Below are 20,533 nucleotides of genomic sequence, written 5' to 3' on the forward strand. Positions count from 1 at the left end.
TGCCATCCTATGAGAACAATATAGGTACAGTCCGGCCGGCCGGCAAGCCGGGCCTTACCGCCTGCCCCCGCCCCGGCTAGCCTGACCGGATCAGGAGCATGCGCGATGACCGAACCCGCTAACGTGACAGACAATCCCGACCGCAGCCGCTTCGAGTTGGACGTGAACGGCCAGCTCGTGTTCGCCAATTACCGGCGCCAGGGCGAGACCGTGATCATCACCCATGTGGAAGCGCCCGTGGCGCTGCGCGGCAGCGGCGCCGCCGGCCGGCTGATGCAGGGCATCGTCGGCATTCTGCGGCAGCGGAATGAAAAGGTGGTGCCGCTATGCAGCTATGCGGCGGCCTGGCTGAAGCGCAAACCGGAGCATGCGGGCTTGCTGGCGCCCTAACCCGCTCTTTCCTATTCCCGTCCGAAATGACGGCGGATCGCGGTCTGGATTTCCGGGTCCAGCCGGCGGAACCCGACGCCGACATACCCGTCCGTCACGCGCGCCACCTTCACTTCGGCTTCGAAATTGAACATCCGCCCGTCGATATCGACATTCACCTTCACGGTGGCATCCTTGTTGACCGCCGGGGGATTCTCCATCGGGCCAAACAGCAGGCCAGCCGAACTCCAGTTACACAGCGGAACCTGCCGCCCATTCAGTGTGACATGATCATCCGGGCCACCGGTCTCGCGCCGGCTGGTGCGACGCTCCTGTTCGGCGCCACCAGTGCGGAAGAACCGCACCAGGCCCGCCAGCATGTTCGACTGGTTGGCCAGCATCTGAGTTGAAGCGTGGGTTTCCTCTACCAGCGCCGCATTCTTCTGGGTGATTTCATCCATCGCGGTGAACGCGATATTCACCTCGTTCAGCGCGGTGGTCTGTTCCTGGCTGGCATTGGCGATCTCGCCGATGATGCCGGAGACATTCTGTACCGCGCTGACAATCTCGCTTAAAGCCTCGCCGGTCTGCTTCACCAAGCCGGCACCCTGGTTCACTTCGGTGTTCGATTCCGTGATCAGCGCCTTGATGTCCTTTGAGGCATTGGCCGAACGCTGCGCCAGGGCGCGCACCTCCTGCGCCACCACGGCGAAACCCTTGCCCGCCTCGCCGGCGCGGGCGGCTTCCACGGAAGCATTCAGCGCCAGCAGGTTGGTCTGGAAAGCGATCTCGTCGATGAGGCCGACAATATCCACAACCTTTGCAGCACTGCCTTCGATGCGGCTCATGGCCGCCACCGCCTGCTCCACCACCGCACCGCCGCGTTCAGCGATGCGCCGGGCCTCACCCGAAAGGCGATTGGCCTCCTGGGCGTGGTCGGAACTCTGTTTTACCGTCTGCGTCACCTCATGCATGGCGGCGACCGACTGCTCAAGCTGTGCGGCCTGGCTTTCGGTGCGGCCGGCAAGGTCTTCGCTGCCATCGGAAATATCGTTGGCGGCGACGCGCACCACTTCGACGCTGTCACGAAGTTTGGCCGCGAATTCGGCCAGCTTGACGGTCATGCCATTCAGGCTGTTTTGCAGATGACTCAACTTGCCGCCATAACTCCCGGCCATCCGTTGGGTCAGATCGCCTTCGGCCAGGCCCGAGGCCACGCGGTCGATCTCATCCACCGCAGTGGCGAACGTGCCTACCAGATCGTTGATGCCACGGGCGATATCGCGCATGAAGCCGTTCTTGTTCTCAAGCGACAGGCGTTCCGTGAAATCGCCGGCATTGGCCTTCCGCACCAGGCTGCTGATTTCCTGTTCCACCGTCACCAGCTGGCTGACATCGGACCATTGCAGGACAGCGCCGATTTGCTCTCCACGCCGGCTGCGTGCCGGGGTGGCCTCGATTTCGAAAACCATGTTGCCGATGGCATGGCGTACCGGTCTGGAGAAATCGGCAATCGCGGCCTTGGCGTCGCGCCCACGCAGCGCATCATGCAAAACGCCAAGCGGCTGGCCCAGAATGGAATCGGCGCGAAAGTCGGCATGACGCTTCTGGATGTGCGTTTCGACCAGGCCGAGCATATCGAGCATGGCATTGTTGGCAAAAACGATCTTGCCTGCCGCGTCGCAAACGACGATGCCGCTGCGCGTGCCGTTCACCGCGCTGAGCACACGGGCGGCATCGATTGATGCTTCCTGCATCGTGATGACGCCACGCGCCAGATCGCCAAAATCGTCCTGCCGGTTTCCACCGGGCACTTGGGCGTCATAATCGCCGCGGCCGAGTTGTTCCAGCGCACCGGTAATCGCGCGCAGATTCCCGCCCACCAGACGGTTCAGGGAGAGGCAAAGCAACAAGCTCGCGATCAGGCCAGCGGCAACCAGACCAAGCAGGCCATAACGCGTTCCTCCTTCAGCCAAGGCCGGCATGAACAGCAACAACCCGCCGGTCAGCAGCAACACACCCAACGAGAGGGCGGCATTGGCTGTGATCAAGACGCGAGGGGACAGGGCTTCGAACAGTCCTTCTGTGGCTCTGCGCCCGGCGGCTGACTGGCGCTGAAGCCGGCGATACCACAGCAGCAGGGCCTGGGTCAGCTCAGTGGAAATGACGTGGAAACGACCAGTCGGCGAGGTATCGAGATCGTAACCGGCGCGATCACCAGCTAATGCTTTCTTCAGAGTCTCAGCGGCCTGAACATGGAACTCGGCATGCATGCGCCGGATTGCCTCATAATCGGCTCCCTTCTCGGCACGCGAAAGGCCGAGCGCGTCGCCATACAACCATTTGCCGAACTGGCAGAGATTATCCTTGCAGGCATGATCCGGCGTGATGTCGCTCTGGCGCGTTTCCACCGCTATCCGCAGTCTGTTCTTCCACTGGGCATGAGCAGATACTGCCTTGTCGATGGCGGTAAGGACGTGCGTGGTATTGAGCATGTCTGTCGATTCCATTTCTTTATTTTTCTTATTCTTGCTCAGTATTTAGCTGCAATAAAAATATACAATCCTAGTTAGTGGTAATTTTTTGATAACGGACGTTCTAAGCAACACGTCGGTATGCACAACAGACTAAACTTGCTTTTGCCAGAGTCTCATTCTGATTTCGGCGTTCCGCAACCCAGCCCAGCCATCATGAAGTCGCGTAACAGGCCGATCGGAATGCCGCCCTCAGCGAGGCCGGCGCGGGCTTCGTCGATGGCGGCCTGCAGGAATGGATCCATAATGATTGCCCCGCGCATGGTGGAAGGGGCGACGCAGCGCGCGGCGCCAATGCTCGGGTCAATTATCGGGGCTGGCAAGCATTGGCGACCCCAACGGGAGTCGAACCCGTGTCTTCACCGTGAAAGGGTGACGTCCTAGGCCTCTAGACGATGGGGTCGGCCTGTGGCGGTCCGAATCATGTGGCGCGGACCGCAGCGCCGGTTGCCCGGCGCGAGGCGCTGTGTAGCGGTTAGGCCTGCACAAATCAATAGCCGCTCTCCGGGAAATGGAAACCGCAGCGGCCCTCGGCCCGATCAGGATAGAAATATTGCGCACCAATTCCGCAATGGTACGCGGAAGGAGATACCGCGTTGCCTGAAGAGGCAGCATTTTGCTCAACAATTCAGCGGATTTAGCGTAATTTTCCGATTGTATACATGTACCATTTCTTTTAGGTTCGATGTCCATGAACGAGATGACCCGCCAGCCCTTTCCGGCCCGTTCCGCCGCTGCCGATGCCATGGCGCTGCTGCGCCGATTGCTGCAGGAGCAGGCCGGCAGGCCGAACGAGCCGCTGCCCACCGAACGCAGCATAGCTGCCCAGCTCAATGTCAGCCGCCGCGTGGTGCGCCAGGCGCTGGCCGAACTGGAGGCCGAGGGCAAGATCTGGCGCCGCCAGGGCAAGGGCACCTTCATCGGCCCGGCTCCGTCGCTGTCGGCCCCCACGCTGTCGCGACTGGCCAGCCGCACCAATTTCTACGAGATCATGGAGGTGCGGCTGCATCTGGAGCCCAGCCTGGCGCAACTGGCCGCCAACCGCGCCAGCGCCGAGCAGATCGCCATGATCCGGAAGCTGGCCGAGCGCCTGGCCGGCCGCGAGGCCGATGCCGATCCCTCCACGCTGGAACGCTGGGACAGCGCCTTCCACCGCTCCATCGCCGAGGCCGCCGGCAACCGACTGTTCCTCGATCTGTTCGAGGTGATCGACAAGATCCGCTACGACGCCGCCTGGCAGAGCATGCGCAGCCGCGCCCGCACGCCCGAGGGCAAGCGCCTGTCGGCGCAGCAGCATCTTGAGATCGCCGAGGCCATCGCCACGCGCGACGCGGCCCGTGCCGCCGCCGTGATGCGCCAGCACGTGGCGCTGCACCAGGAAAACCTGCTGCGGGCGCTGAATGCCGAAACCGCCGCGTCCTAGCCGCTCCGTTCCAGGGTCGATCATGTTCAAAGCTCCCTTCGCCTTCACCACCCGTCCCGAGATCAAGGGCACCTTCGGCGTGGTCGCCACCACGCACTGGATCGCCTCTTCCGCCGCGATGGGCGTGCTGGAGCGCGGCGGCAATGCTTTCGATGCGGCGGTGACGGCGGGCTTCGTGCTGCATCTGTGCGAGCCGCACCTGAACGGCGCCGGCGGCGACCTGCCCGCCCTGATGTGGGATGCCCGCGCCAGGCGCATCGACGTGCTATGCGGCCAGGGTCCGGCGCCGGCCAAGGCCAGCATCGCGCATTTCAAGTCGCTGGGCCTCGACCTGATCCCCGGCTCGGGCCTGCTGGCGCCCTGCGTGCCGGGTGCCGTGGATGGATGGCTGCTGATGCTGCGCGATTACGGCACCATCGACATCGCCGATGCGCTGGCGCCCGCGATCCATTACGCCGCCCATGGCTGCCCGCTGGTGCCGCGCGTGATCGATACCATCGCCACCGTGCAGCAACTGTTCAAGGATGAATGGAAAACCTCGGGCGCCACATGGCTGGACAAGACCGGCGCCTTGCCCAAGGCGTTTGCGCTGTTCAGGCAGGAAGGTCTGGCCGAGACCTACCGCAGACTGGTGAAGACCGGCACGGATCGCGGCGGCACCCGCGAACAGCGCATCGATGCCGCGCGCCGCGCCTGGCGCGAAGGCTTCGTGGCCGAGGCCATCGACAGGTTCTGCGCCAATACCGAGGCAATGGACGCTTCGGGCCGCCGCCATCGCGGAATCCTGAGCGGCGACGACATGGCGAAATGGCAGGCGCATGTCGAAACGCCACTGACCTACGACTACCGCGGCTGGACGGTGGCGAAATGCGGCCCCTGGAGCCAGGGTCCCGCTTTCCTGCAGCAGCTCGCGATCCTAAAGCATTTCGATCTCGATGCCATGGAGCCGGCCGGCCCCGATTTCGTGCATACCGTGGTGGAGGCCGCCAAGCTGGCCTTCGCCGATCGCGAGGCCTGGTATGGCGATCCGGATTTCGTCGACGTGCCGATGGCCGACCTGCTGTCGGATGCGTATAACGCGCAGCGCGCCGAACTGATCGGACCTTACGCCTCGCTCGACATGCGCCCGGGCAATCCGATGGGCAAGGCGGCGAAGCTCACTTCGATCAAGGCCGGCGAGGCCGGCGGCGTGGGCGTGGGCGAACCCACCGTGGGCCGCCTGGCCGGCAGCGATGGCGCGGTGACCCGCCGCGGCGCAGCCAGCGGCGACACCTGCCATATCGACGTGATCGACCGCTGGGGCAACATGGTCTCGGCCACGCCCTCGGGCGGCTGGCTGCAATCCTCGCCCACCATTCCCGAACTCGGCTTCTGCCTCGGCACGCGCGCGCAGATGTTCTGGCTGGAGGAAGGCCTGCCGAACTCGCTGCTGCCGGGCAAGCGGCCACGCACCACGCTGTCGCCCTCGATGGCGCTGCGCGACGGCAAGCCGGCGCTGGCCTTCGGCACGCCGGGCGGCGACCAGCAGGACCAGTGGCAGCCGCAGCTTTTCCTCAAACTCGTGCATCACGGCATGAACCTGCAGGAAGCCATCGACGGTCCGGCCTGGCATACCGAGCATTTCCCCTCCTCCTTCTATCCGCGCGCGGCCAAGCCGGGCCATCTGGCGCTGGAAGGCCGCTTCCCGAAGCAGACGGTCGAGACGCTGAAGGAGCGCGGCCACAAGGTGGAGGTCGGCGGCGACTGGTCGGAAGGCCGCCTCACCGCCTGCGCCACCGACGAAACGCCCGAAGGCACGCTGCTGCGCGCCGGCGCCAATCCGCGCGGCATGCAGGGCTACGCGGTGGGCCGGTGAGCCAGCCATGACCTGGTCCATCGTCGCCCGCGATCAACAGACCGGCGCCTTCGGCGTGGCGGTGACCACGAAGTTCTTTGCCGTCGGCGCGCTCTGCCCCCATGCCGCGGCCAATGCCGGCGCGCTGGCGACTCAGGCGCTGGTCAATCCCACCTGGGGCCCGCGCGGCATCGCCATGCTCAAAGACGGCGTGCCGGCGGCCAGCGTGATGGAACGGCTGGTTGACTCCGACCAGGGCCGCGAGACGCGGCAACTGCATCTGGTCGACCGCCATGGCGGCACGGCGCAGCATACCGGCCGCGACTGCATCGGCTGGTGCGGGCACAAGGCCGGCGACGGCTTTTCGGTGGCCGGCAACATGCTGGCCGGCGCAGCCGTGATCGACGCCACCCATGCCAGTTTCGCCGCCAGCGCCAAGCCTTTCGCCGAACGCCTGATCGACGCGCTGGATGCCGGCCAGGCCGAGGGCGGCGACAAGCGCGGCAAGCAGTCGGCCGCGCTGATCGTCTTCACCACCGAGGAATATCCGGCGCTGTCCCTGCGCGTGGACGACCATGCCGAGCCGCTGGCCGAGCTGCGCCGGCTGTATGGCCTTTCGCAGGGCCGCTTCGCCGCCTTTTCGAAATTCATGGCCACGCGCGAGAATCCAAGCGGCGTGTGGGACCGCGCCGTGATCGAGGCCGAGGCGCAAAGGCTGGAAAAACTGCAGCAGGAGGCCGGCTGATGGCCCTGCTGGAAGTCGAGGACCTGCGCACCCATTTCGCCACCGACCAGGGGAGCGAGTTCCGCGCCGTCGATGGCGTCAGCTTCGCGGTCGATGGCGGCAGAACGCTGGGCATCGTGGGCGAAAGCGGCTGCGGCAAGTCGGTGACATCTCTCACCGTGATGGGCCTGCTGCCGAAAACCGGCGCGCGCATCGCCGGCGGCAGCATCCGCTTCGCCGGACAGGACCTCAGCCGCCTGGATACGGATGCCATGAGCGACCTGCGCGGCAACCGCCTGGCGATGATCTTCCAGGAACCGATGACCTCGCTGAACCCCGCCTTCACCATCGGCGACCAGATCACGGAAGGCCTGATCCGGCACAAGGGCGTGAACGCGGCAGAGGCGCGCGCGCAGGCGATTGCCATGCTGCGCAAGGTGAAGATTCCGGCGCCGGAAAAACGCATCGACGACTATCCGCACCAGCTTTCCGGCGGCATGCGCCAGCGCGTGATGATCGCCATGGCTTTGGCCTGCGGTCCGGAGCTGCTGATCGCCGACGAGCCGACCACGGCGCTGGACGTGACGGTGCAGGCGCAGATCCTCGACCTGCTGCGCGAATTACAGCGCGACCTGGGCACCGCCATCCTGCTGATCAGCCACGATATGGGCGTGATCGCCGAGATGGCCGACGAGGTGGCGGTGATGTATGCCGGCCGCATCGTGGAGAAGGCGCCGGTCGAACGGCTGTTCGCCGAGCCGCAGCATCCCTACACCATCGGCCTGCTCGGCTCGATCCCGCGGCTGGACGTGACGCGCGAGCGCCTGCCCGCCATCCAGGGCAGCGTGCCGGACCCGATGAACCCGCCGTCCGGCTGCCGCTTCAATCCCCGCTGTCCCTTTGCCGATGCCGAATGCCGGGCTGCCGCGCCCGAACTGCGCGACGTGGGCGCAGGGCACGCCGTTGCCTGCTGGAAGGCGCCGCTGCTATGACCGCCCTTCTCGAAGTGAATGGCCTGACCAAGCATTTCACCGCCAAGACCAACTGGCTGGGCCGGCCGGTCAGCCATGTCTCGGCGGTGGATGATGTCAGCTTCAGCCTGAAGGCCGGCGAGACCTTGAGCCTGGTCGGCGAAAGCGGCTGCGGCAAATCCACCACCGGCCGGCTGGTGCTGCGCCTGCTGGACCCCACCGCCGGCACGATCCGCTACGATGGCCGCGACATCACGCGACTGGACGGCAGCGCCCTGCGCGACCTGCGGCGCGAGATGCAGCTGGTGTTCCAGGATCCCTACGCCTCGCTCAATCCGCGCATGACCGTGGGCGACATCCTGGCCGAACCGCTGATGCTGCATGGCCTGGTGCCGCCGGAAAAACGCAAGGCCCGCGTGGAGGAACTGCTCGGCCTGGTCGGCCTGCGGCCCCTGCATGCCCGGCGCTACCCGCACGAATTCTCCGGCGGCCAGCGCCAGCGCATCGGCATTGCCCGCGCACTCGCCGTGCAACCCAACCTGATCGTCGCGGACGAAGCGGTTTCGGCGCTGGACGTCTCGGTGCAGGCCCAGGTGCTGAACCTGCTGAAGGACCTGCAGGCCCGCTTCGGCATCGCACTGGTATTCATCGCCCATGATCTGGCCGTGGTGCGCCATATCTCGCAACGCATCGCCGTGATGTATCTGGGCCATATCGTCGAGATCGCGCCGGCAACCGAACTGTTTGCCGCGCCGCGCCACCCCTATACCCGCGCCCTGCTGTCGGCCATTCCGGTTCCGCAGCCCAAGGCGAACCGCCAGCGCATCATCCTGACCGGCGACGTGCCCAGCCCGATCGACCCGCCCGGCGGCTGCCGCTTCCATACGCGCTGTCCCTTCGCCGTGGATCTGTGCCGGCAGACGAAACCGGCCATGGAAGACGCCGCAGCAGGCCACAGTGTCGCCTGCCATCGCTGGCGCGAGTTGCCGGACGCAGCACCCCTGCCCGTCGAAACCGACCGGCCCGGCGCCGCGCGCCTGGCCCGGCTGCAGGCGAAATTCAGCGAACCCGTGACCCAAACCGAATAATCAACAGGAGAGAGGCAGACATGTTCAGACACGCTACCTATGCCGCCTTTGCGGCGTTACTCATGGCGGCTGCTCCCGGCGCCATGTCATCGGCTTCGGCCCAGACCCTGAAATTCGGCCTGGCCGAAGATCCCGACGCCCTGGACCCGACGCTGGCCCGCACCTTCGTCGGCCGCGTCGTCTTTTCGGCCCTGTGCGACAAGCTGGTGGATATCTCGCCCGACCTGAAGGTCGTGCCGCAGCTTGCCACCGAATGGAGCTGGTCGGCCGACAACAAGAGCCTGACCTTCAAGCTGCGCCCGGGCGTGACCTTCCATGACGGCGAGAAGTTCGACGCCGAGGCCGTGAAGTACAATATCGAACGGCACAAGACCATGCAGGGCTCGCAGCGCCGCGGCGAGCTGTCGGCCGTCACCTCGGTCGAGGTGGTCGATCCCCTCACCGTTCGGCTGAACACGGCCGCACCGTTTGCGCCGCTGCTGGCCACGCTGACCGACCGCGCCGGCATGATGATCTCGCCCAAGGCCGGACAGGCGCTGGGCGACAAATTCGCTACCGCGCCGGTCTGCGCCGGCCCGTTCAAGTTCGTCGAACGCGTGGCGCAGGACCGCATCGTGGTCGAGAAATTCGACGGCTACTGGAACAAGGCCAACATCCACTTCCAGCGCATCGAATTCCGTCCCTTCATCGATGCCACCGTGCGGCTCGCCAATCTGCGCTCCGGCCAGCTTGATATCCTGGAGCGCCTGGCCGCCACCGACGCGCCCAGCGTGCAGAAGGATGCCAAGCTGAAACTCGGCTCGATCACCGAGATCGGCTATTACGGCATCACCATCAACATCGGCAAAAGCGACAAGGCCAAGACCTCGGCGCTCGGCTCGAATGCCAAGATCCGCGAGGCCTTCGAGCTGTCGCTCGACCGCAACGGTATCAACAAGGTGGTGTTCGACGGCCTGGCCACGCCGGGCAACCAGTGGGTCGCGCCGAACAGCCCGTATTACGCCAAGTCGTCGCCGATCCCCAAGCGCGACGTGGCCAAGGCCAAGGCCCTGCTGAAGGAGGCCGGCAATCCCAATCCGGTGGTCAACCTCGTCACGCCCACCACGACCGATGCCCGCAACATCGCCCAGGTGGTGCAGGCCATGGCCAAGGAAGCGGGCTTTGACGTGCGCATCCAGGCCACCGAATTCGCCACCTCGCTCAATATGGCCGACAAGGGCGATTTCGAAGCCTATATCCTGGCCTGGAGCGGCCGTCCCGATCCGGACGGCAATCTCTACAGCTTCCATGGTTGCAAGCAGCCGCTGAACTATTCCGGTCTGTGCAATCCGGCGCTGGACGAGATCCTGAACGACAGCCGCCTGACCACCGACATGGCCCAGCGCCAGGCCGCCTGGAACAAGGCTGCCGCCATCGTGCTGGCCGAGCGCCCGATCGTCTACCTGCTGCATCGCAAGTGGCTATGGGCCTATGGCAACAAGCTGCAGGGCTTCAAGGAATATCCCGACGGCCTGATCCGCTTCACCGGCATGAAGCTCGGCTGATATCCCGGGGATCGCGGCGCGGCCGCGATCCCCTCTCCATTCTCACCAGGGCCCCATGACCCGTTTCCTGTTCCGCCGCCTCGCCATCCTGCTGCCGACACTTCTGTTCGTGTCGATCATCATCTTCGGGCTGCAGCAACTACTGCCCGGCGACCCGGCCATTGCCATGGCGGGCGAGGAACGCGATCCGGAAACCATCGAACAGATCCGCGATAAATATCACCTCAACAAACCGATCCACGAACGTTACCTGATCTGGATCGGCGGCGTTCTGCAGGGCGATTTCGGCGAATCCATCCGCATCCAGCTTCCGGTATCGCAACTGCTGGTCGAGAAGCTGCCGGTCACCATCGAACTCGCCGTCCTATCCATGCTGGTGGCGTTGGGCATCGGCCTGCCGGCAGGCATGATCTCGGCGCTGTATAACGGCCGCTGGCCCGACTATGTCGCCAATGTGGTCGGACTGTGGGGTCTGTCCACGCCGAATTTCTGGCTTGGGATCATGATGATCCTGCTGTTTTCGGTGGAACTCGGCTGGCTGCCGGCATCGGGATATGTCAGCCCGCTGGAAGATCCGCTCGGTAATCTGGAATCCATGATCATGCCCGCCTTCGTGCTGGGCACCGGCATCGCCGCGGTGATGATGCGCCATACACGCAGCGCCATGCTGCAGGTGTTGTCCAGCGACTATATCCGCACGGCGCGGGCCAAGGGCCTGCGCGAGAAGATCGTGATCGGCAAGCATGCCCTGCGCAATGCCGCCGTGCCGGTGATCACGCTGGGCGCGCTGGAATTCGGCCAGCTTCTGTCGGGTGCCGTGCTGACCGAGCAGATTTTCTCGATCCCCGGCTTCGGCAAGCTGATCGTCGATGCCGTTTTCAACCGCGACTATGCCGTCGTCCAGGGCGTCGTGCTGTGCACCGCAACAGCCTACATCGTGCTGAACCTGCTGGCCGACATTGCCTATTTCCTGGTGAATCCGAGGCTGCGCGCATGAGTGCCGTGACGATGGACGACGCCGCCAAAACCGCCCAGCGCGAGGAAAGCCCGGCGCGGCGCGCCTTTCGCCGGCTGCTGAAGCGCAGGGGTGCCGTGGTCGGCCTCGTGGTGGTGGTGGCATTCGTGCTGCTGGCCGTGCTGGCCGACGTGGTCGCGCCATATGATCCCACCGAGGCAGACTGGAGCGCGTTGCGCGCCGCACCCACACTGGAACATCCCTTCGGCGGCGACGAGCTGGGCCGCGACGTGCTCTCCCGCGTGATCCATGGCGCACGCGCCTCGCTGTTTGCTGGCGTGATCTCGGTTTTCCTCGCCCTGCTGATCGGCATTCCCGTCGGCTTGCTGTCGGGTTACGCCGGCGGGCTGGTGGATGGCCTGATCATGCGCTTCACCGATGCCATGCTGGCCGTGCCCTTTCTGATCCTGGCGATTGCGATGGCCGCCTTCCTCGGCCCCAGCCTGACCAATGCAATGATCGCCATCGGCATCTCGGCGGCGCCGATCTTCATACGGCTGACCCGGGCGCAGGTGCAGGCGGTGAAGGTGGAAGACTATATCGAGGCGGCGCAGGCTGTGGGCAATCCGCCGCTGCGCATCGCACTCCGCCATATCCTGCCCAACATCTGGCCCGCCCTGATGGTGCAGGCCACGCTGACGATTGCCTCGGCCATCATCGCCGAGGCCAGCCTGTCCTTCCTCGGCCTGGGCCAACAGCCGCCGGCGCCAAGCTGGGGTAGCATGCTCAACACGGCAAAGGATTTCCTGACACAGGCGCCCTGGATGGCGATCTGGCCCGGCCTGTCGATCTTCGTGGTGGTGCTGTCGTTCAACCTGCTGGGCGACGGCCTGCGCGACGCGCTGGACCCGCGCCACAAAGCGTAAGCCTTGCCCGAACGGTTTCGCCTCCCTACGATCACCCGCATCGTATACGGAGGACGCCATGGGCCACGATCATCACCACACCGACTGGAAGCATGACGGCGTGCGGGTGATTCCGGCCGACCAGCTCGATCCCACCACGGCCGGGCAGACGACCGGCATGAATCGGGCCACCGCGATCAATTTCGCCCGCGTCGGCGCGCAGAAGATCTGGGCCGGCACCGTGCATATCCATGCCAATGCCAAGACCGGGGCGCACCATCACGGCGACCTGGAAAGCGTGATCTACGTGGTGAAGGGCAAGGCGCGCATGCGCTGGGGCAACAACCTGGAATTCGTGGCCGAGGCCGGCCCGGGCGACTTCATCTTCGTGCCGCCCTACGTGCCGCACCAGGAAATCAACGCCAGCAGCGACGAAACGCTGGAATGCGTGCTGGTGCGCTCAGGGCAAGATCCCGTCGTGGTGAACCTGGATATCGAGCCGGCGGAAAAGCCCGAGAACGTGGCCTGGGTGGACCCCATCCACAAGCATCCAGGCCACGCCGATCCGAACAGCAAGCGTTGATCGCCGGCACCTGCTCCTGACATGACCTTCCTCAAACGGCTGCACGGTTCGGGCAACCGTCGCGGCATGATTTCCTTCCTGCTGGCGGTTGTCCTCTTCACCATCAACGAGGCGCTGTGCAAGCTGGTCTACGGCGATGTGCCGGCCAACCAGATACTGGCCCTGCGTGGTCTGATCGCCACCATCGCCATCCTGGGGATGATCCAGGCCACCGGCGCCATGCCCAAGATCGGCGGGATGTTCGACCGCCATGTGGTCCTGCGCAGCAGCATCGACCTGATCAGCAGCTATTTCTACATGATCGCGCTGTTCCACACGCCGATCGGCAACGTCATGGCCATCCACATGTCATCGCCCCTCATGATGACGGCGGTGGTGGCGATCGTGCTGCGCGAAGCCGTCGGCTGGCGACGCTGGGTCGCGGTCATCGTTGGTTTCCTCGGCGTTCTGCTGGTGGTGCAGCCGCGTGCCGAAAGCTTCAGCGCCTACTCGATCCTGGGTGTCAGCGCGGCGGCCTGCATCGTGGTGCGCGACCTGGTGACCAAGAAGATCAGGGCCGAGATTCCCTCCTCGATCATCATCCTCACCAATGTCGGGATGCTGATGCTGGTGGCGCTGACCCTTGCCCTGATCGAGGGCTGGGTGCCGATGGGCCTGCGCCAGTTCAGCTTCGTGGCAATTGCCGCCCTGTGCATCGCCGCCGGCTATCTCTGCACCGTCGACGCCTTCCGCCATGCCGAGGTGCACGTCATCGTACCGCTGCGCTATACCGGCCTGCCGCTGGCGCTGCTGCTCGGCTGGCTGGTCTGGGGCGATGTGCCCAATGCGCTGGCCAGCGTCGGCATCCTGCTGATCGTCGGCAGCGGTCTTTACGTGTTGCATCGCGAACGCCTGCGCGGCAAGGAAGCTGCCGCCAAGGCCGCGGCCACGCCTCCGCCCTGACCGGAATCCGGCTAAGCGGCCATCTGCAACGATGCAATAATCGCCGCCTTCAGCCCTGCGGCTGCGCCGCATCCTCCAGCACGAACTGCACCCGGCGCTCGCCGCGCCAGTAATCGGCGCGCAGGTGGCCGCCCAGATGCAGCGGCGCACCGGTCTGGCGGGCCTGCAACAGGGCCGGGCCAAGCTCGCCCTCGATGCTGCGAAAGGCGATGGCCTTCAGGCGCGGGCCGCTGCCGTCGCCGCCGGCCAGCAGGCAGCGCACATGCTTTTCGCCCACCACATCGGCAGTGATGACGCGCGCCGCCGTCAGCGCAAAGCGCGGCTCCGGGTTGCCCGAGCCATAGGGCCCGAGCTGTTCCAGCTTTTCAAACAGATCGACATTGCAGCCGCCGACGCCCACGGCACCATCGAAACCCAGCGAGGCAGAGGCGCCGGCGCGGGTCACCGCGTCGCGCAGGCGCTCGTTGAGGAAAGCCTTCAACTCGTTCAGCTTCGCCGCTTCCACCGTCAGGCCGGCTGCCATGGCATGGCCGCCGCCATTCACCAGCAAACCCGCTTGGCCGGCCGCCACCACGGCGGCGCCGAGATCGACGCCGGGGATCGAACGGCCCGAGCCCTTGCCGATGCCATTTTCATCCAGCGCGATCACGAAGCTGGGCCGGCCGGCCGCCTCGCGGATGCGCGCGGCCACGATGCCGATCACGCCAGGATGCCAGCCCTGCCGCGCCACCAGAGCCAGGGCGGCCGTTTCGGGCACATGCTCCAGTTCCTGCATGGCTTCAAGCAGAACCTGTCCTTCGATTTCCTGCCGTTCGCGGTTGTAGCGATCAAGCTCTGCGGCCATGGCCGCCGCTTCGCGCGGATCGTCACAGGACAGCAGCCGCGTGCCGAGATCCGCCTGGCCGACGCGGCCGCCGGCATTCACGCGCGGCCCGAGCAGGAAGCCGAGGTGATAGGCACCGGGCGGTTCGTTCACGCCGGCGATGTCGGCCAGGGCGGCAAGCCCGGCATTGTTGCGCCCGCGCAGGATCTTCAGCCCCTGCCCCACCAGCGCGCGGTTCAGGCCGGTGAGCGGCACCACGTCGCAGACGGTGCCCAGCGCCACCAGATCGAGCCAGCCCATCAGGTTGGGTTCCGGCCGATCCGCATTGTAGAAGCCGCGTTCGCGCAGGCGGCGGTTCACCGCCACCACCAGCAGAAAAGTGACGCCCACGGCGGCGAGCTGGCCAAACCCCGGCTGCTCGTCCAGACGGTTGGGATTGACGATGGCCACGGCGCGCGGCAGGTCGGGCTCGGCCAGATGGTGGTCGGCCACGATCACGTCCAGACCGGCGGCGGCGGCATCCTCCAGCGGGGCGAAGGCCAGCGTGCCGCAATCCACGGTCACCACCACCTTCACGCCTTCGGCCGCCAGCCGGCGCAGGGCCGGCGCATTGGGGCCATAGCCCTCTTTCAGGCGGTCAGGGATATAGACGCGCAGAGGCCGGCCGATGGCGCGGAAGAAGCGGTTCAGCAAGGCCGTGGAGGTGGCGCCGTCCACGTCGTAATCGCCGAAGACGGCCACGCTCTCGCCCACCTCGATGGCGCGGGCCAGGCGGTCGGCGGCGGCATCCATGTCGCGGAAGCGCGAGGGATCCGGCAGCAGGCGCCGCAGCGAGGGATTGAGGTAGTCCTCAAGCACGTCCAGGTCGATGCCGCGCCCGGCCAGCACGCGGCCGAGGATTTCCGGCAGTCCGGCCTGCTGCGCCAGCGCCAGCGCCAGCCGCTCGTCGCTATTGCGCAGGCGCCAGCGGCGCCCCTGCACCGACCGGGTTACGCCCAGGAACGGTGTTTCGGAAGCGGCCGGCGCGGTCAGCAGGCCGTTCATGCTCAGACCGGCGTGCGGATCACCGCCTCGATGCGGCGGATCGTACCGGTCTGCGAGCGCATGACGATGGAATTAGCCCTGTGGCCGCCGGGCACGCGCCGGATGCCGTGCAGCAGCGGGCCGTCGGTGACGCCGGTGGCCGAGAAGATCACATCGCCCGAGGCCATGTCGGTGAGGTTATATTTGCGGTCGAGCTTTTCGATGCCAAGACGGCGCGCGCGGCTGCGTTCGTCCTCGTTGCGGAAAATCAGCCGGCCCTGCATCTGGCCGCCGATGCAGCGCAACGCCGCCGCCGCCAGAACGCCTTCCGGCGCGCCGCCCGAGCCCATGTATATGTCGATGCCGGTATCGGGGTCGGTGGTGGCGATGATGCCGGCCACGTCGCCGTCGGAGATCAGGGCGATGCGGGCGCCGGTGCCGCGCACCTGGCCGATCAGATCCATGTGGCGCGGTCGGTCGAGGATGCAGACGGTGAGCTCGGAGACCGCGATGCCCTTGGCGTCGGCCAGGCGCTTCAGGTTCTCGGCCGGCGCCAGGTCGAGATCGACGACGCCCTCGGGCAGTCCGCCGCCCACGGCGATCTTGTCCATGTAGACATCCGGTGCATTCAGGAAGCAGCCGGCATTGGCGAAGGCGATCACCGTCATGGCATTGCTGCCGCCCTTGGCAGTGATCGAGGTGCCTTCCAGCGGATCGAGGGCGATATCGATGCGCGGTCCGGTGCCGGTGCCGACCTTCTCGCCGATATAGAGCATCGGCGCCTCGTCGCGCTCGCCCTCGCCGATCACGATGGTGCCGTCGATGCTGAGCGCATTGAGGGCCGTGCGCATGGCATCCACCGCGGCCTGGTCCGCGGCCATCTCGTCGCCATGGCCGACCCAGCGGGCGGCGGCGATGGCGGCTGCCTCGGTGACGCGAACGGCTTCCAGCGTCAGGTTGCGCTCGACCGAGATACTGTCGACTGCAACCGGCGCTGTCGCCTTCGCCTTGGATTTGACTGCCTTGCCCGTCGCCATCGTCAGCTCCAGAGCGGTTGAAAGGTTTATTGCGGTTCGATGCGGATCAGCGCCGGCGGCTGCAATACCGAACGCAGCCTGGCGATGCGCTTCATGGCGCGGACCATGTCGGCCTCACGCGCCTCGTGACTGATCAGCATCACCGCCACCGGCTGGTTCTCGGCTTCCGAGCGGCCACGCTGCACCAGGCTTTCGATCGAGATCTTCTCGTCGCGCAGCACAGCCGATACATCGGCCAGAACGCCTGGCTGATCGCGCACGATCAGGCGGATGTAGTAACGGCCGACATGATCGGCCATGGCGGCGGCCTTCAGCGGCTGCAGTTTCGCCGCCGGCACGCCGAAGGCGGGCGCATGGCGGCCGGCGGCCAGGTCGGCCAGGTCGGCCACCACGGCCGATGCGGTCGGGTTGCTGCCGGCGCCGCGGCCCTCGAACATCACGCGGCCGACATAGTCGCCTTCCGCCGCCACCGCGTTGAACACGCCGTCCACATGGGCGATCGGCGTATCCGCCGGCACCATGCAGGGATGCACGCGCTGCTCGATGCCGCGCGGGGTGCGGCGGGCGATGGCCAGCAGCTTGATGCGATAGCCGAATTCCTTGGCAAAGGCGATGTCGATGGCCGAGACGTGGCGGATGCCCTCGACATGTACGGCGCTGAAATTCACCTGGGTGTTGAAGGCCAGCGAGGTGAGCACCGCCAGCTTGTGGGCGGCGTCGACGCCGTCCACGTCGAAGCTGGGATCGGCCTCGGCATAGCCCAGCTTCTGCGCTTCCCGCAGCACCTCAACGAAATCGCGGCCGGTTTCGCGCATTTCGGTGAGGATGTAGTTGCAGGTGCCGTTCAGGATGCCGGTGATGCGCTCGACGCGATTGCCAACCAGGCCTTCGCGCAGGGCCTTCAGGATGGGGATGCCGCCGGCCACCGCGGCTTCGAAGGCGAGCGGCGCCTGCTTGGTTTCGGCCAGGGCGGCGATCTTCGCGCCATGCATGGCCAGCAGCGCCTTGTTGGCGGTGACCACGCCCTTGCCCAGTTTCAGCGCCGTTTCGACCAGTTGCCGCGCCTTGCCGTCGGCGCCGCCGATCAGTTCGACCACCACCTCGACTTCGGGATCCTTCGCCAACTCGACCGCATCGGCATACCAGCGCCAGCCGCCTTTCGGCATGTCGCGTTTCTTGCGCTTATCGCGGGCGGAGACCGCCACCACCTTGATCGGACGGCCGGCCCGCGCCGCGATCATGCCGGCATGCTGATCCAGCAGGCGCACCACGCCGGCGCCCACCACGCCCAGCCCCGCGATACCGACTTTCAGCGGCGGCGCCGACTTCACATAGACCTTAACCATTGGCGACAGCCTTCTCCGCCGGATCGGGAAGATTGGAGGGCGAACCGAGCAGGCGCTTGATGTTCTTCACGGCCTGACGGGTGCGATGCTCGTTTTCGACGAAAGCGAGCCGCACGAAGTTATCGCCATGCTCGCCGAAACCGATGCCCGGCGCGACGGCGACCTCGGCCTCGCGCAGCAGCAGCTTGGAGAATTCCACCGAGCCGAGATGCGCATAGCGCTCGGGGATCGGTGCCCAGCAGAACATCGAGGCATTCGGCATCGGGATCGGCCAGCCGGCGGCATTCAGCCCTTTCACCAGCACGTCGCGGCGCGACTTGTAGGTCTGGCGGATTTCCTCGACGCAATCCTGCGGGCCGTTCAGCGCCGCGGTGGCCGCCACCTGGATCGGCGTGAAGGCGCCGTAATCGAGGTACGACTTCATGCGCGCCAGCGCGCCGATCAGCACCGGATTGCCGGCGCCGAAGCCGATGCGCCAGCCCGGCATGTTGTAGGTCTTGGACAGCGAGGTGAATTCGATCGCGATGTCCTTGGCGCCTTTCACCTGCAGGATCGAGGGCGGCGGATTGCCGTCGAAATAGATCTCGGAATAGGCCAGATCCGAGATCACCCACATGCCGCGCTTCTTGGCGAAGTCGACGATCGCCTCGTAGAAAGCCAGGTCGACGGTCATCGCGGTGGGATTGGCCGGGAAGCTGACGATCAGGGCGATCGGCTTGGGGATGCTGTGCTGGTAGGCGCGGTCGAGGCCGGCGAAGAAATCGATCCCCGGGCCGATCTGCACGCTGCGCACGTTGGCGCCGGCGATGATGAAGCCGAAGGCATGCATCGGATAGCTGGGATTGGGCACCAGCACGGTGTCGCCCGGCGCCGAGATCGCCATGGCCAGGTTGGCGAGGCCTTCCTTGGACCCCAGCGTGACGATGGCCTCTTTCTCGGGGTCGAGTTCGACGCCGAAGCGACGGCCGTAGTAATTGGCCAGCGCCTTGCGCAGGCCGGGCACGCCGCGGCTGGAGGAATAGCGGTGGGCACGCGGATTCTGCGCGGCTTCCACCAGCTTGGCCACGATATGCGGCGGCGTGGCGTTATCGGGGTTGCCCATCCCGAAATCGATGATGTCTTCGCCACGGGCGCGGGCCTGCGCCTTCATACGGTTCACTTCCTCGAACACGTAGGGCGGCAGACGCTTGATGCGGTAAAACTCGGTATCCATGGCTTTGCAAATCCGAAAAAAATCGGGCTCCAGTTATGCGAAAGCGCGGTAGCTTGTCGCCCCGCGCCCCCGCCGTTATGTGATCGAAATCTGGTTCAGTTCACGAGATAGATTTCAATCCGGCGGCTGTAATCCTCGGCGCCGGCGGCATAGCCGGTCACCGGCGGGGCGAAGGCCGTGGCCACCTGGGCCACGCCGCGACGCTTGAGTTCGGCGGCGACGTTGTCAACGCGCCGCTGCGGCAGGCCGCCGGTCGCGGCGAGGCCATAGCCGATCACGCGCACCGAACCCTTGCCGCCGACGCCCTTGTAATATTCCGCCACCTTGCGCACCAGGGCCTTGTCGTCATTCCCCAGCACGGTTTCATTGTTGTTGAAGCGGATGATGGCAAGAAGCTGCTGGCTGCCCGGCAGCGGCACGCTCGACGGCGCCCCGAAGGTCGGCGCTGCCGCGTTTTGCTGTGCCAGGTTGGGCGGCAGCGTGTTGGCCGAAGACTGAGCCAGGCTGGCCGAGAAGGCATCAACCATGCCGGCGGAACGCGGCTGCGGCGCAGCCGGCGCCATGCCGGGTGCGGGCTGCATGGCCTGGCCAGGCATCTGCTGGCCCTGCACCTGGGCGACGGGCCGTTGCGGCTCGGTGGCGCCGCGCGGCAGCGGGGCCGGCGCGCTGGAGGGCAACTGGCTGACCGGGGCGCGGGGCGCCGGCGGCGGTGCGTTGCTGTCCGCCGGGCGGGCACGCAGTTCCTCGTCGGTATGGCGGGCATTGGCGCGGTCGGCGTTCAGGCTGTCGATGGCCTGGCGACGCTCGCCAGACGACGACATCTCGACCGGGCGCGGCGGCACCCGGCCCAGATTGGGGAAACGGTCGTCCGTGCCGGCAGTCGGTGCCGGCGAACCGGCGGCGGGGGCCTCGTCCTTGTCGTCGCTGAACCAGCCCGTCGGGTCCGACCACTCGGTCGGGTCCGCCCAGGTGCCGCAGCCACCCAGAGAGAGCATGGCGGCCAGCAAGGCGGTCATGGTCGCACCGCGCAGCCCAAGGCTGCCTCGGATCGCCTTGTCGGCGGAAGCCCTGCCGATACCTGCCATCTCAAAATCCCCCTAAACGCCTAAAAACCAGCGGTTCCGCCCGGTTGGCCACTGGGTTTTCCCGTCAGCCTTGCAGGGCGATTCCCTATCCCGTAACCTCAATCCGTGCCGTGGAAATCCGGCGGCAAAGCCGG

General features: G+C 66.1%; 18 protein-coding genes and 1 tRNA gene. 11 read left to right on the forward strand and 8 right to left on the reverse strand.

Annotated features, from left to right (window positions below):
- Window positions 1-105 precede the first annotated feature (105 nt).
- Window positions 106-390, forward strand: a complete 285-nt coding sequence (locus ACK4FK_RS10685; RefSeq protein ID WP_409744920.1) for a GNAT family N-acetyltransferase — start codon at window positions 106-108, stop codon at window positions 388-390.
- A gap of 11 nt (window positions 391-401) precedes the next feature.
- On the opposite strand, the gene ACK4FK_RS10690 is transcribed toward ACK4FK_RS10685, so the two are convergent.
- From ACK4FK_RS10690 to ACK4FK_RS10700, 3 genes are all read right to left on the reverse strand, one after another.
- Entirely contained in the window at window positions 402-2,864 is a 2,463-nt protein-coding gene (locus ACK4FK_RS10690) for a methyl-accepting chemotaxis protein (protein ID WP_409744922.1), read from the reverse strand.
- A 155-nt stretch (window positions 2,865-3,019) separates the two neighbouring features.
- Window positions 3,020-3,148 (reverse strand): hypothetical protein, encoded by a 129-nt coding sequence (locus ACK4FK_RS10695; protein ID WP_409744924.1) that lies wholly within the window; start codon window positions 3,146-3,148, stop codon window positions 3,020-3,022.
- A gap of 82 nt (window positions 3,149-3,230) precedes the next feature.
- Window positions 3,231-3,306, reverse strand: a tRNA-Glu gene (locus ACK4FK_RS10700).
- 288 nt (window positions 3,307-3,594) lie between these two features.
- Between ACK4FK_RS10700 and ACK4FK_RS10705 the strand changes: the two genes are divergently transcribed.
- The 10 genes from ACK4FK_RS10705 to ACK4FK_RS10750 are packed head-to-tail and all read left to right on the forward strand — an operon-like array spanning window position 3,595 to window position 13,872.
- Window positions 3,595-4,326, forward strand: a complete 732-nt coding sequence (locus tag ACK4FK_RS10705) for a FadR/GntR family transcriptional regulator (protein WP_409744926.1) — start codon at window positions 3,595-3,597, stop codon at window positions 4,324-4,326.
- Between the two features lie 22 nt (window positions 4,327-4,348).
- Window positions 4,349-6,181 carry a gamma-glutamyltransferase family protein gene (locus ACK4FK_RS10710; protein WP_409744929.1) on the forward strand — a complete coding sequence of 611 codons (1,833 nt, stop codon included), beginning with the start codon at window positions 4,349-4,351 and terminating at the stop codon, window positions 6,179-6,181.
- Window positions 6,182-6,188: 7 nt separating this feature from the next.
- Window positions 6,189-6,905 (forward strand): DUF1028 domain-containing protein, encoded by a 717-nt coding sequence (locus ACK4FK_RS10715; RefSeq protein ID WP_409744931.1) that lies wholly within the window; start codon window positions 6,189-6,191, stop codon window positions 6,903-6,905.
- A complete protein-coding gene (locus ACK4FK_RS10720; protein ID WP_409744933.1) occupies window positions 6,905-7,876 on the forward strand; it encodes an ABC transporter ATP-binding protein in 972 nt (323 codons plus the stop codon). Before ACK4FK_RS10715 ends, ACK4FK_RS10720 begins: the two co-directional genes overlap by 1 nt.
- Window positions 7,873-8,943: an ABC transporter ATP-binding protein gene (locus tag ACK4FK_RS10725; RefSeq protein ID WP_409744934.1), complete on the forward strand. Its 1,071-nt coding sequence runs from the start codon at window positions 7,873-7,875 to the stop codon at window positions 8,941-8,943. Before ACK4FK_RS10720 ends, ACK4FK_RS10725 begins: the two co-directional genes overlap by 4 nt.
- Before the next feature lie 20 nt (window positions 8,944-8,963).
- Window positions 8,964-10,487, forward strand: coding sequence for an ABC transporter substrate-binding protein (locus ACK4FK_RS10730; protein WP_409744936.1), 1,524 nt, complete (start codon window positions 8,964-8,966; stop codon window positions 10,485-10,487).
- A gap of 55 nt (window positions 10,488-10,542) precedes the next feature.
- Window positions 10,543-11,484, forward strand: coding sequence for an ABC transporter permease (locus ACK4FK_RS10735; protein ID WP_409744938.1), 942 nt, complete (start codon window positions 10,543-10,545; stop codon window positions 11,482-11,484).
- The gene (locus ACK4FK_RS10740) at window positions 11,481-12,368 is read left to right on the forward strand and encodes an ABC transporter permease (protein WP_409744940.1); all 888 of its coding nucleotides are present in this window, start codon (window positions 11,481-11,483) and stop codon (window positions 12,366-12,368) included. Before ACK4FK_RS10735 ends, ACK4FK_RS10740 begins: the two co-directional genes overlap by 4 nt.
- Window positions 12,369-12,426: 58 nt before the next feature.
- A complete protein-coding gene (locus ACK4FK_RS10745; protein ID WP_409744942.1) occupies window positions 12,427-12,930 on the forward strand; it encodes a cupin domain-containing protein in 504 nt (167 codons plus the stop codon).
- 21 nt (window positions 12,931-12,951) lie between these two features.
- Entirely contained in the window at window positions 12,952-13,872 is a 921-nt protein-coding gene (locus tag ACK4FK_RS10750) for a DMT family transporter (protein WP_409744944.1), read from the forward strand.
- 49 nt (window positions 13,873-13,921) lie between these two features.
- Here the strand turns inward: ACK4FK_RS10750 and recJ are convergent, their stop codons facing one another.
- From recJ to ACK4FK_RS10775, 5 genes are all read right to left on the reverse strand, one after another.
- A complete protein-coding gene (gene recJ / locus ACK4FK_RS10755; RefSeq protein ID WP_409744945.1) occupies window positions 13,922-15,739 on the reverse strand; it encodes a single-stranded-DNA-specific exonuclease RecJ in 1,818 nt (605 codons plus the stop codon).
- Window positions 15,740-15,741: 2 nt separating this feature from the next.
- Window positions 15,742-16,755, reverse strand: coding sequence for a class II fructose-bisphosphatase (gene glpX / locus ACK4FK_RS10760; RefSeq protein ID WP_409744947.1), 1,014 nt, complete (start codon window positions 16,753-16,755; stop codon window positions 15,742-15,744).
- A gap of 26 nt (window positions 16,756-16,781) precedes the next feature.
- A complete protein-coding gene (locus tag ACK4FK_RS10765) occupies window positions 16,782-18,101 on the reverse strand; it encodes a homoserine dehydrogenase (protein ID WP_409744949.1) in 1,320 nt (439 codons plus the stop codon).
- Window positions 18,094-19,314, reverse strand: coding sequence for an LL-diaminopimelate aminotransferase (locus tag ACK4FK_RS10770; RefSeq protein WP_409744951.1), 1,221 nt, complete (start codon window positions 19,312-19,314; stop codon window positions 18,094-18,096). The genes ACK4FK_RS10765 and ACK4FK_RS10770 overlap by 8 nt, the downstream gene beginning before the upstream one ends.
- A 95-nt stretch (window positions 19,315-19,409) precedes the next feature.
- Window positions 19,410-20,399, reverse strand: a complete 990-nt coding sequence (locus ACK4FK_RS10775) for a hypothetical protein (protein WP_409744952.1) — start codon at window positions 20,397-20,399, stop codon at window positions 19,410-19,412.
- Window positions 20,400-20,533: the final 134 nt, after the last annotated feature.

The organism is Ferrovibrio sp. (genome assembly GCF_046297895.1).
Lineage (GTDB): Bacteria > Pseudomonadota > Alphaproteobacteria > Ferrovibrionales > Ferrovibrionaceae > Ferrovibrio.

Coding starts and splice junctions, on each gene's coding strand:
- ACK4FK_RS10710 (WP_409744929.1), top strand. CDS start 4,349: ATGTTCAAAGCTCCCTTCGCCTTCACCACCCGTCCCGAGATCAAGGGC.
- ACK4FK_RS10695 (WP_409744924.1), bottom strand. CDS start 3,148: ATGGATCCATTCCTGCAGGCCGCCATCGACGAAGCCCGCGCCGGCCTC.
- ACK4FK_RS10770 (WP_409744951.1), bottom strand. CDS start 19,314: ATGGATACCGAGTTTTACCGCATCAAGCGTCTGCCGCCCTACGTGTTC.
- ACK4FK_RS10720 (WP_409744933.1), top strand. CDS start 6,905: ATGGCCCTGCTGGAAGTCGAGGACCTGCGCACCCATTTCGCCACCGAC.
- ACK4FK_RS10735 (WP_409744938.1), top strand. CDS start 10,543: ATGACCCGTTTCCTGTTCCGCCGCCTCGCCATCCTGCTGCCGACACTT.
- ACK4FK_RS10775 (WP_409744952.1), bottom strand. CDS start 20,399: ATGGCAGGTATCGGCAGGGCTTCCGCCGACAAGGCGATCCGAGGCAGC.
- ACK4FK_RS10730 (WP_409744936.1), top strand. CDS start 8,964: ATGTTCAGACACGCTACCTATGCCGCCTTTGCGGCGTTACTCATGGCG.
- ACK4FK_RS10765 (WP_409744949.1), bottom strand. CDS start 18,101: ATGGTTAAGGTCTATGTGAAGTCGGCGCCGCCGCTGAAAGTCGGTATC.
- ACK4FK_RS10715 (WP_409744931.1), top strand. CDS start 6,189: ATGACCTGGTCCATCGTCGCCCGCGATCAACAGACCGGCGCCTTCGGC.
- ACK4FK_RS10690 (WP_409744922.1), bottom strand. CDS start 2,864: ATGCTCAATACCACGCACGTCCTTACCGCCATCGACAAGGCAGTATCT.
- ACK4FK_RS10725 (WP_409744934.1), top strand. CDS start 7,873: ATGACCGCCCTTCTCGAAGTGAATGGCCTGACCAAGCATTTCACCGCC.
- recJ (WP_409744945.1), bottom strand. CDS start 15,739: ATGAACGGCCTGCTGACCGCGCCGGCCGCTTCCGAAACACCGTTCCTG.
- ACK4FK_RS10745 (WP_409744942.1), top strand. CDS start 12,427: ATGGGCCACGATCATCACCACACCGACTGGAAGCATGACGGCGTGCGG.
- ACK4FK_RS10705 (WP_409744926.1), top strand. CDS start 3,595: ATGAACGAGATGACCCGCCAGCCCTTTCCGGCCCGTTCCGCCGCTGCC.
- ACK4FK_RS10750 (WP_409744944.1), top strand. CDS start 12,952: ATGACCTTCCTCAAACGGCTGCACGGTTCGGGCAACCGTCGCGGCATG.
- ACK4FK_RS10685 (WP_409744920.1), top strand. CDS start 106: ATGACCGAACCCGCTAACGTGACAGACAATCCCGACCGCAGCCGCTTC.
- glpX (WP_409744947.1), bottom strand. CDS start 16,755: ATGGCGACGGGCAAGGCAGTCAAATCCAAGGCGAAGGCGACAGCGCCG.
- ACK4FK_RS10740 (WP_409744940.1), top strand. CDS start 11,481: ATGAGTGCCGTGACGATGGACGACGCCGCCAAAACCGCCCAGCGCGAG.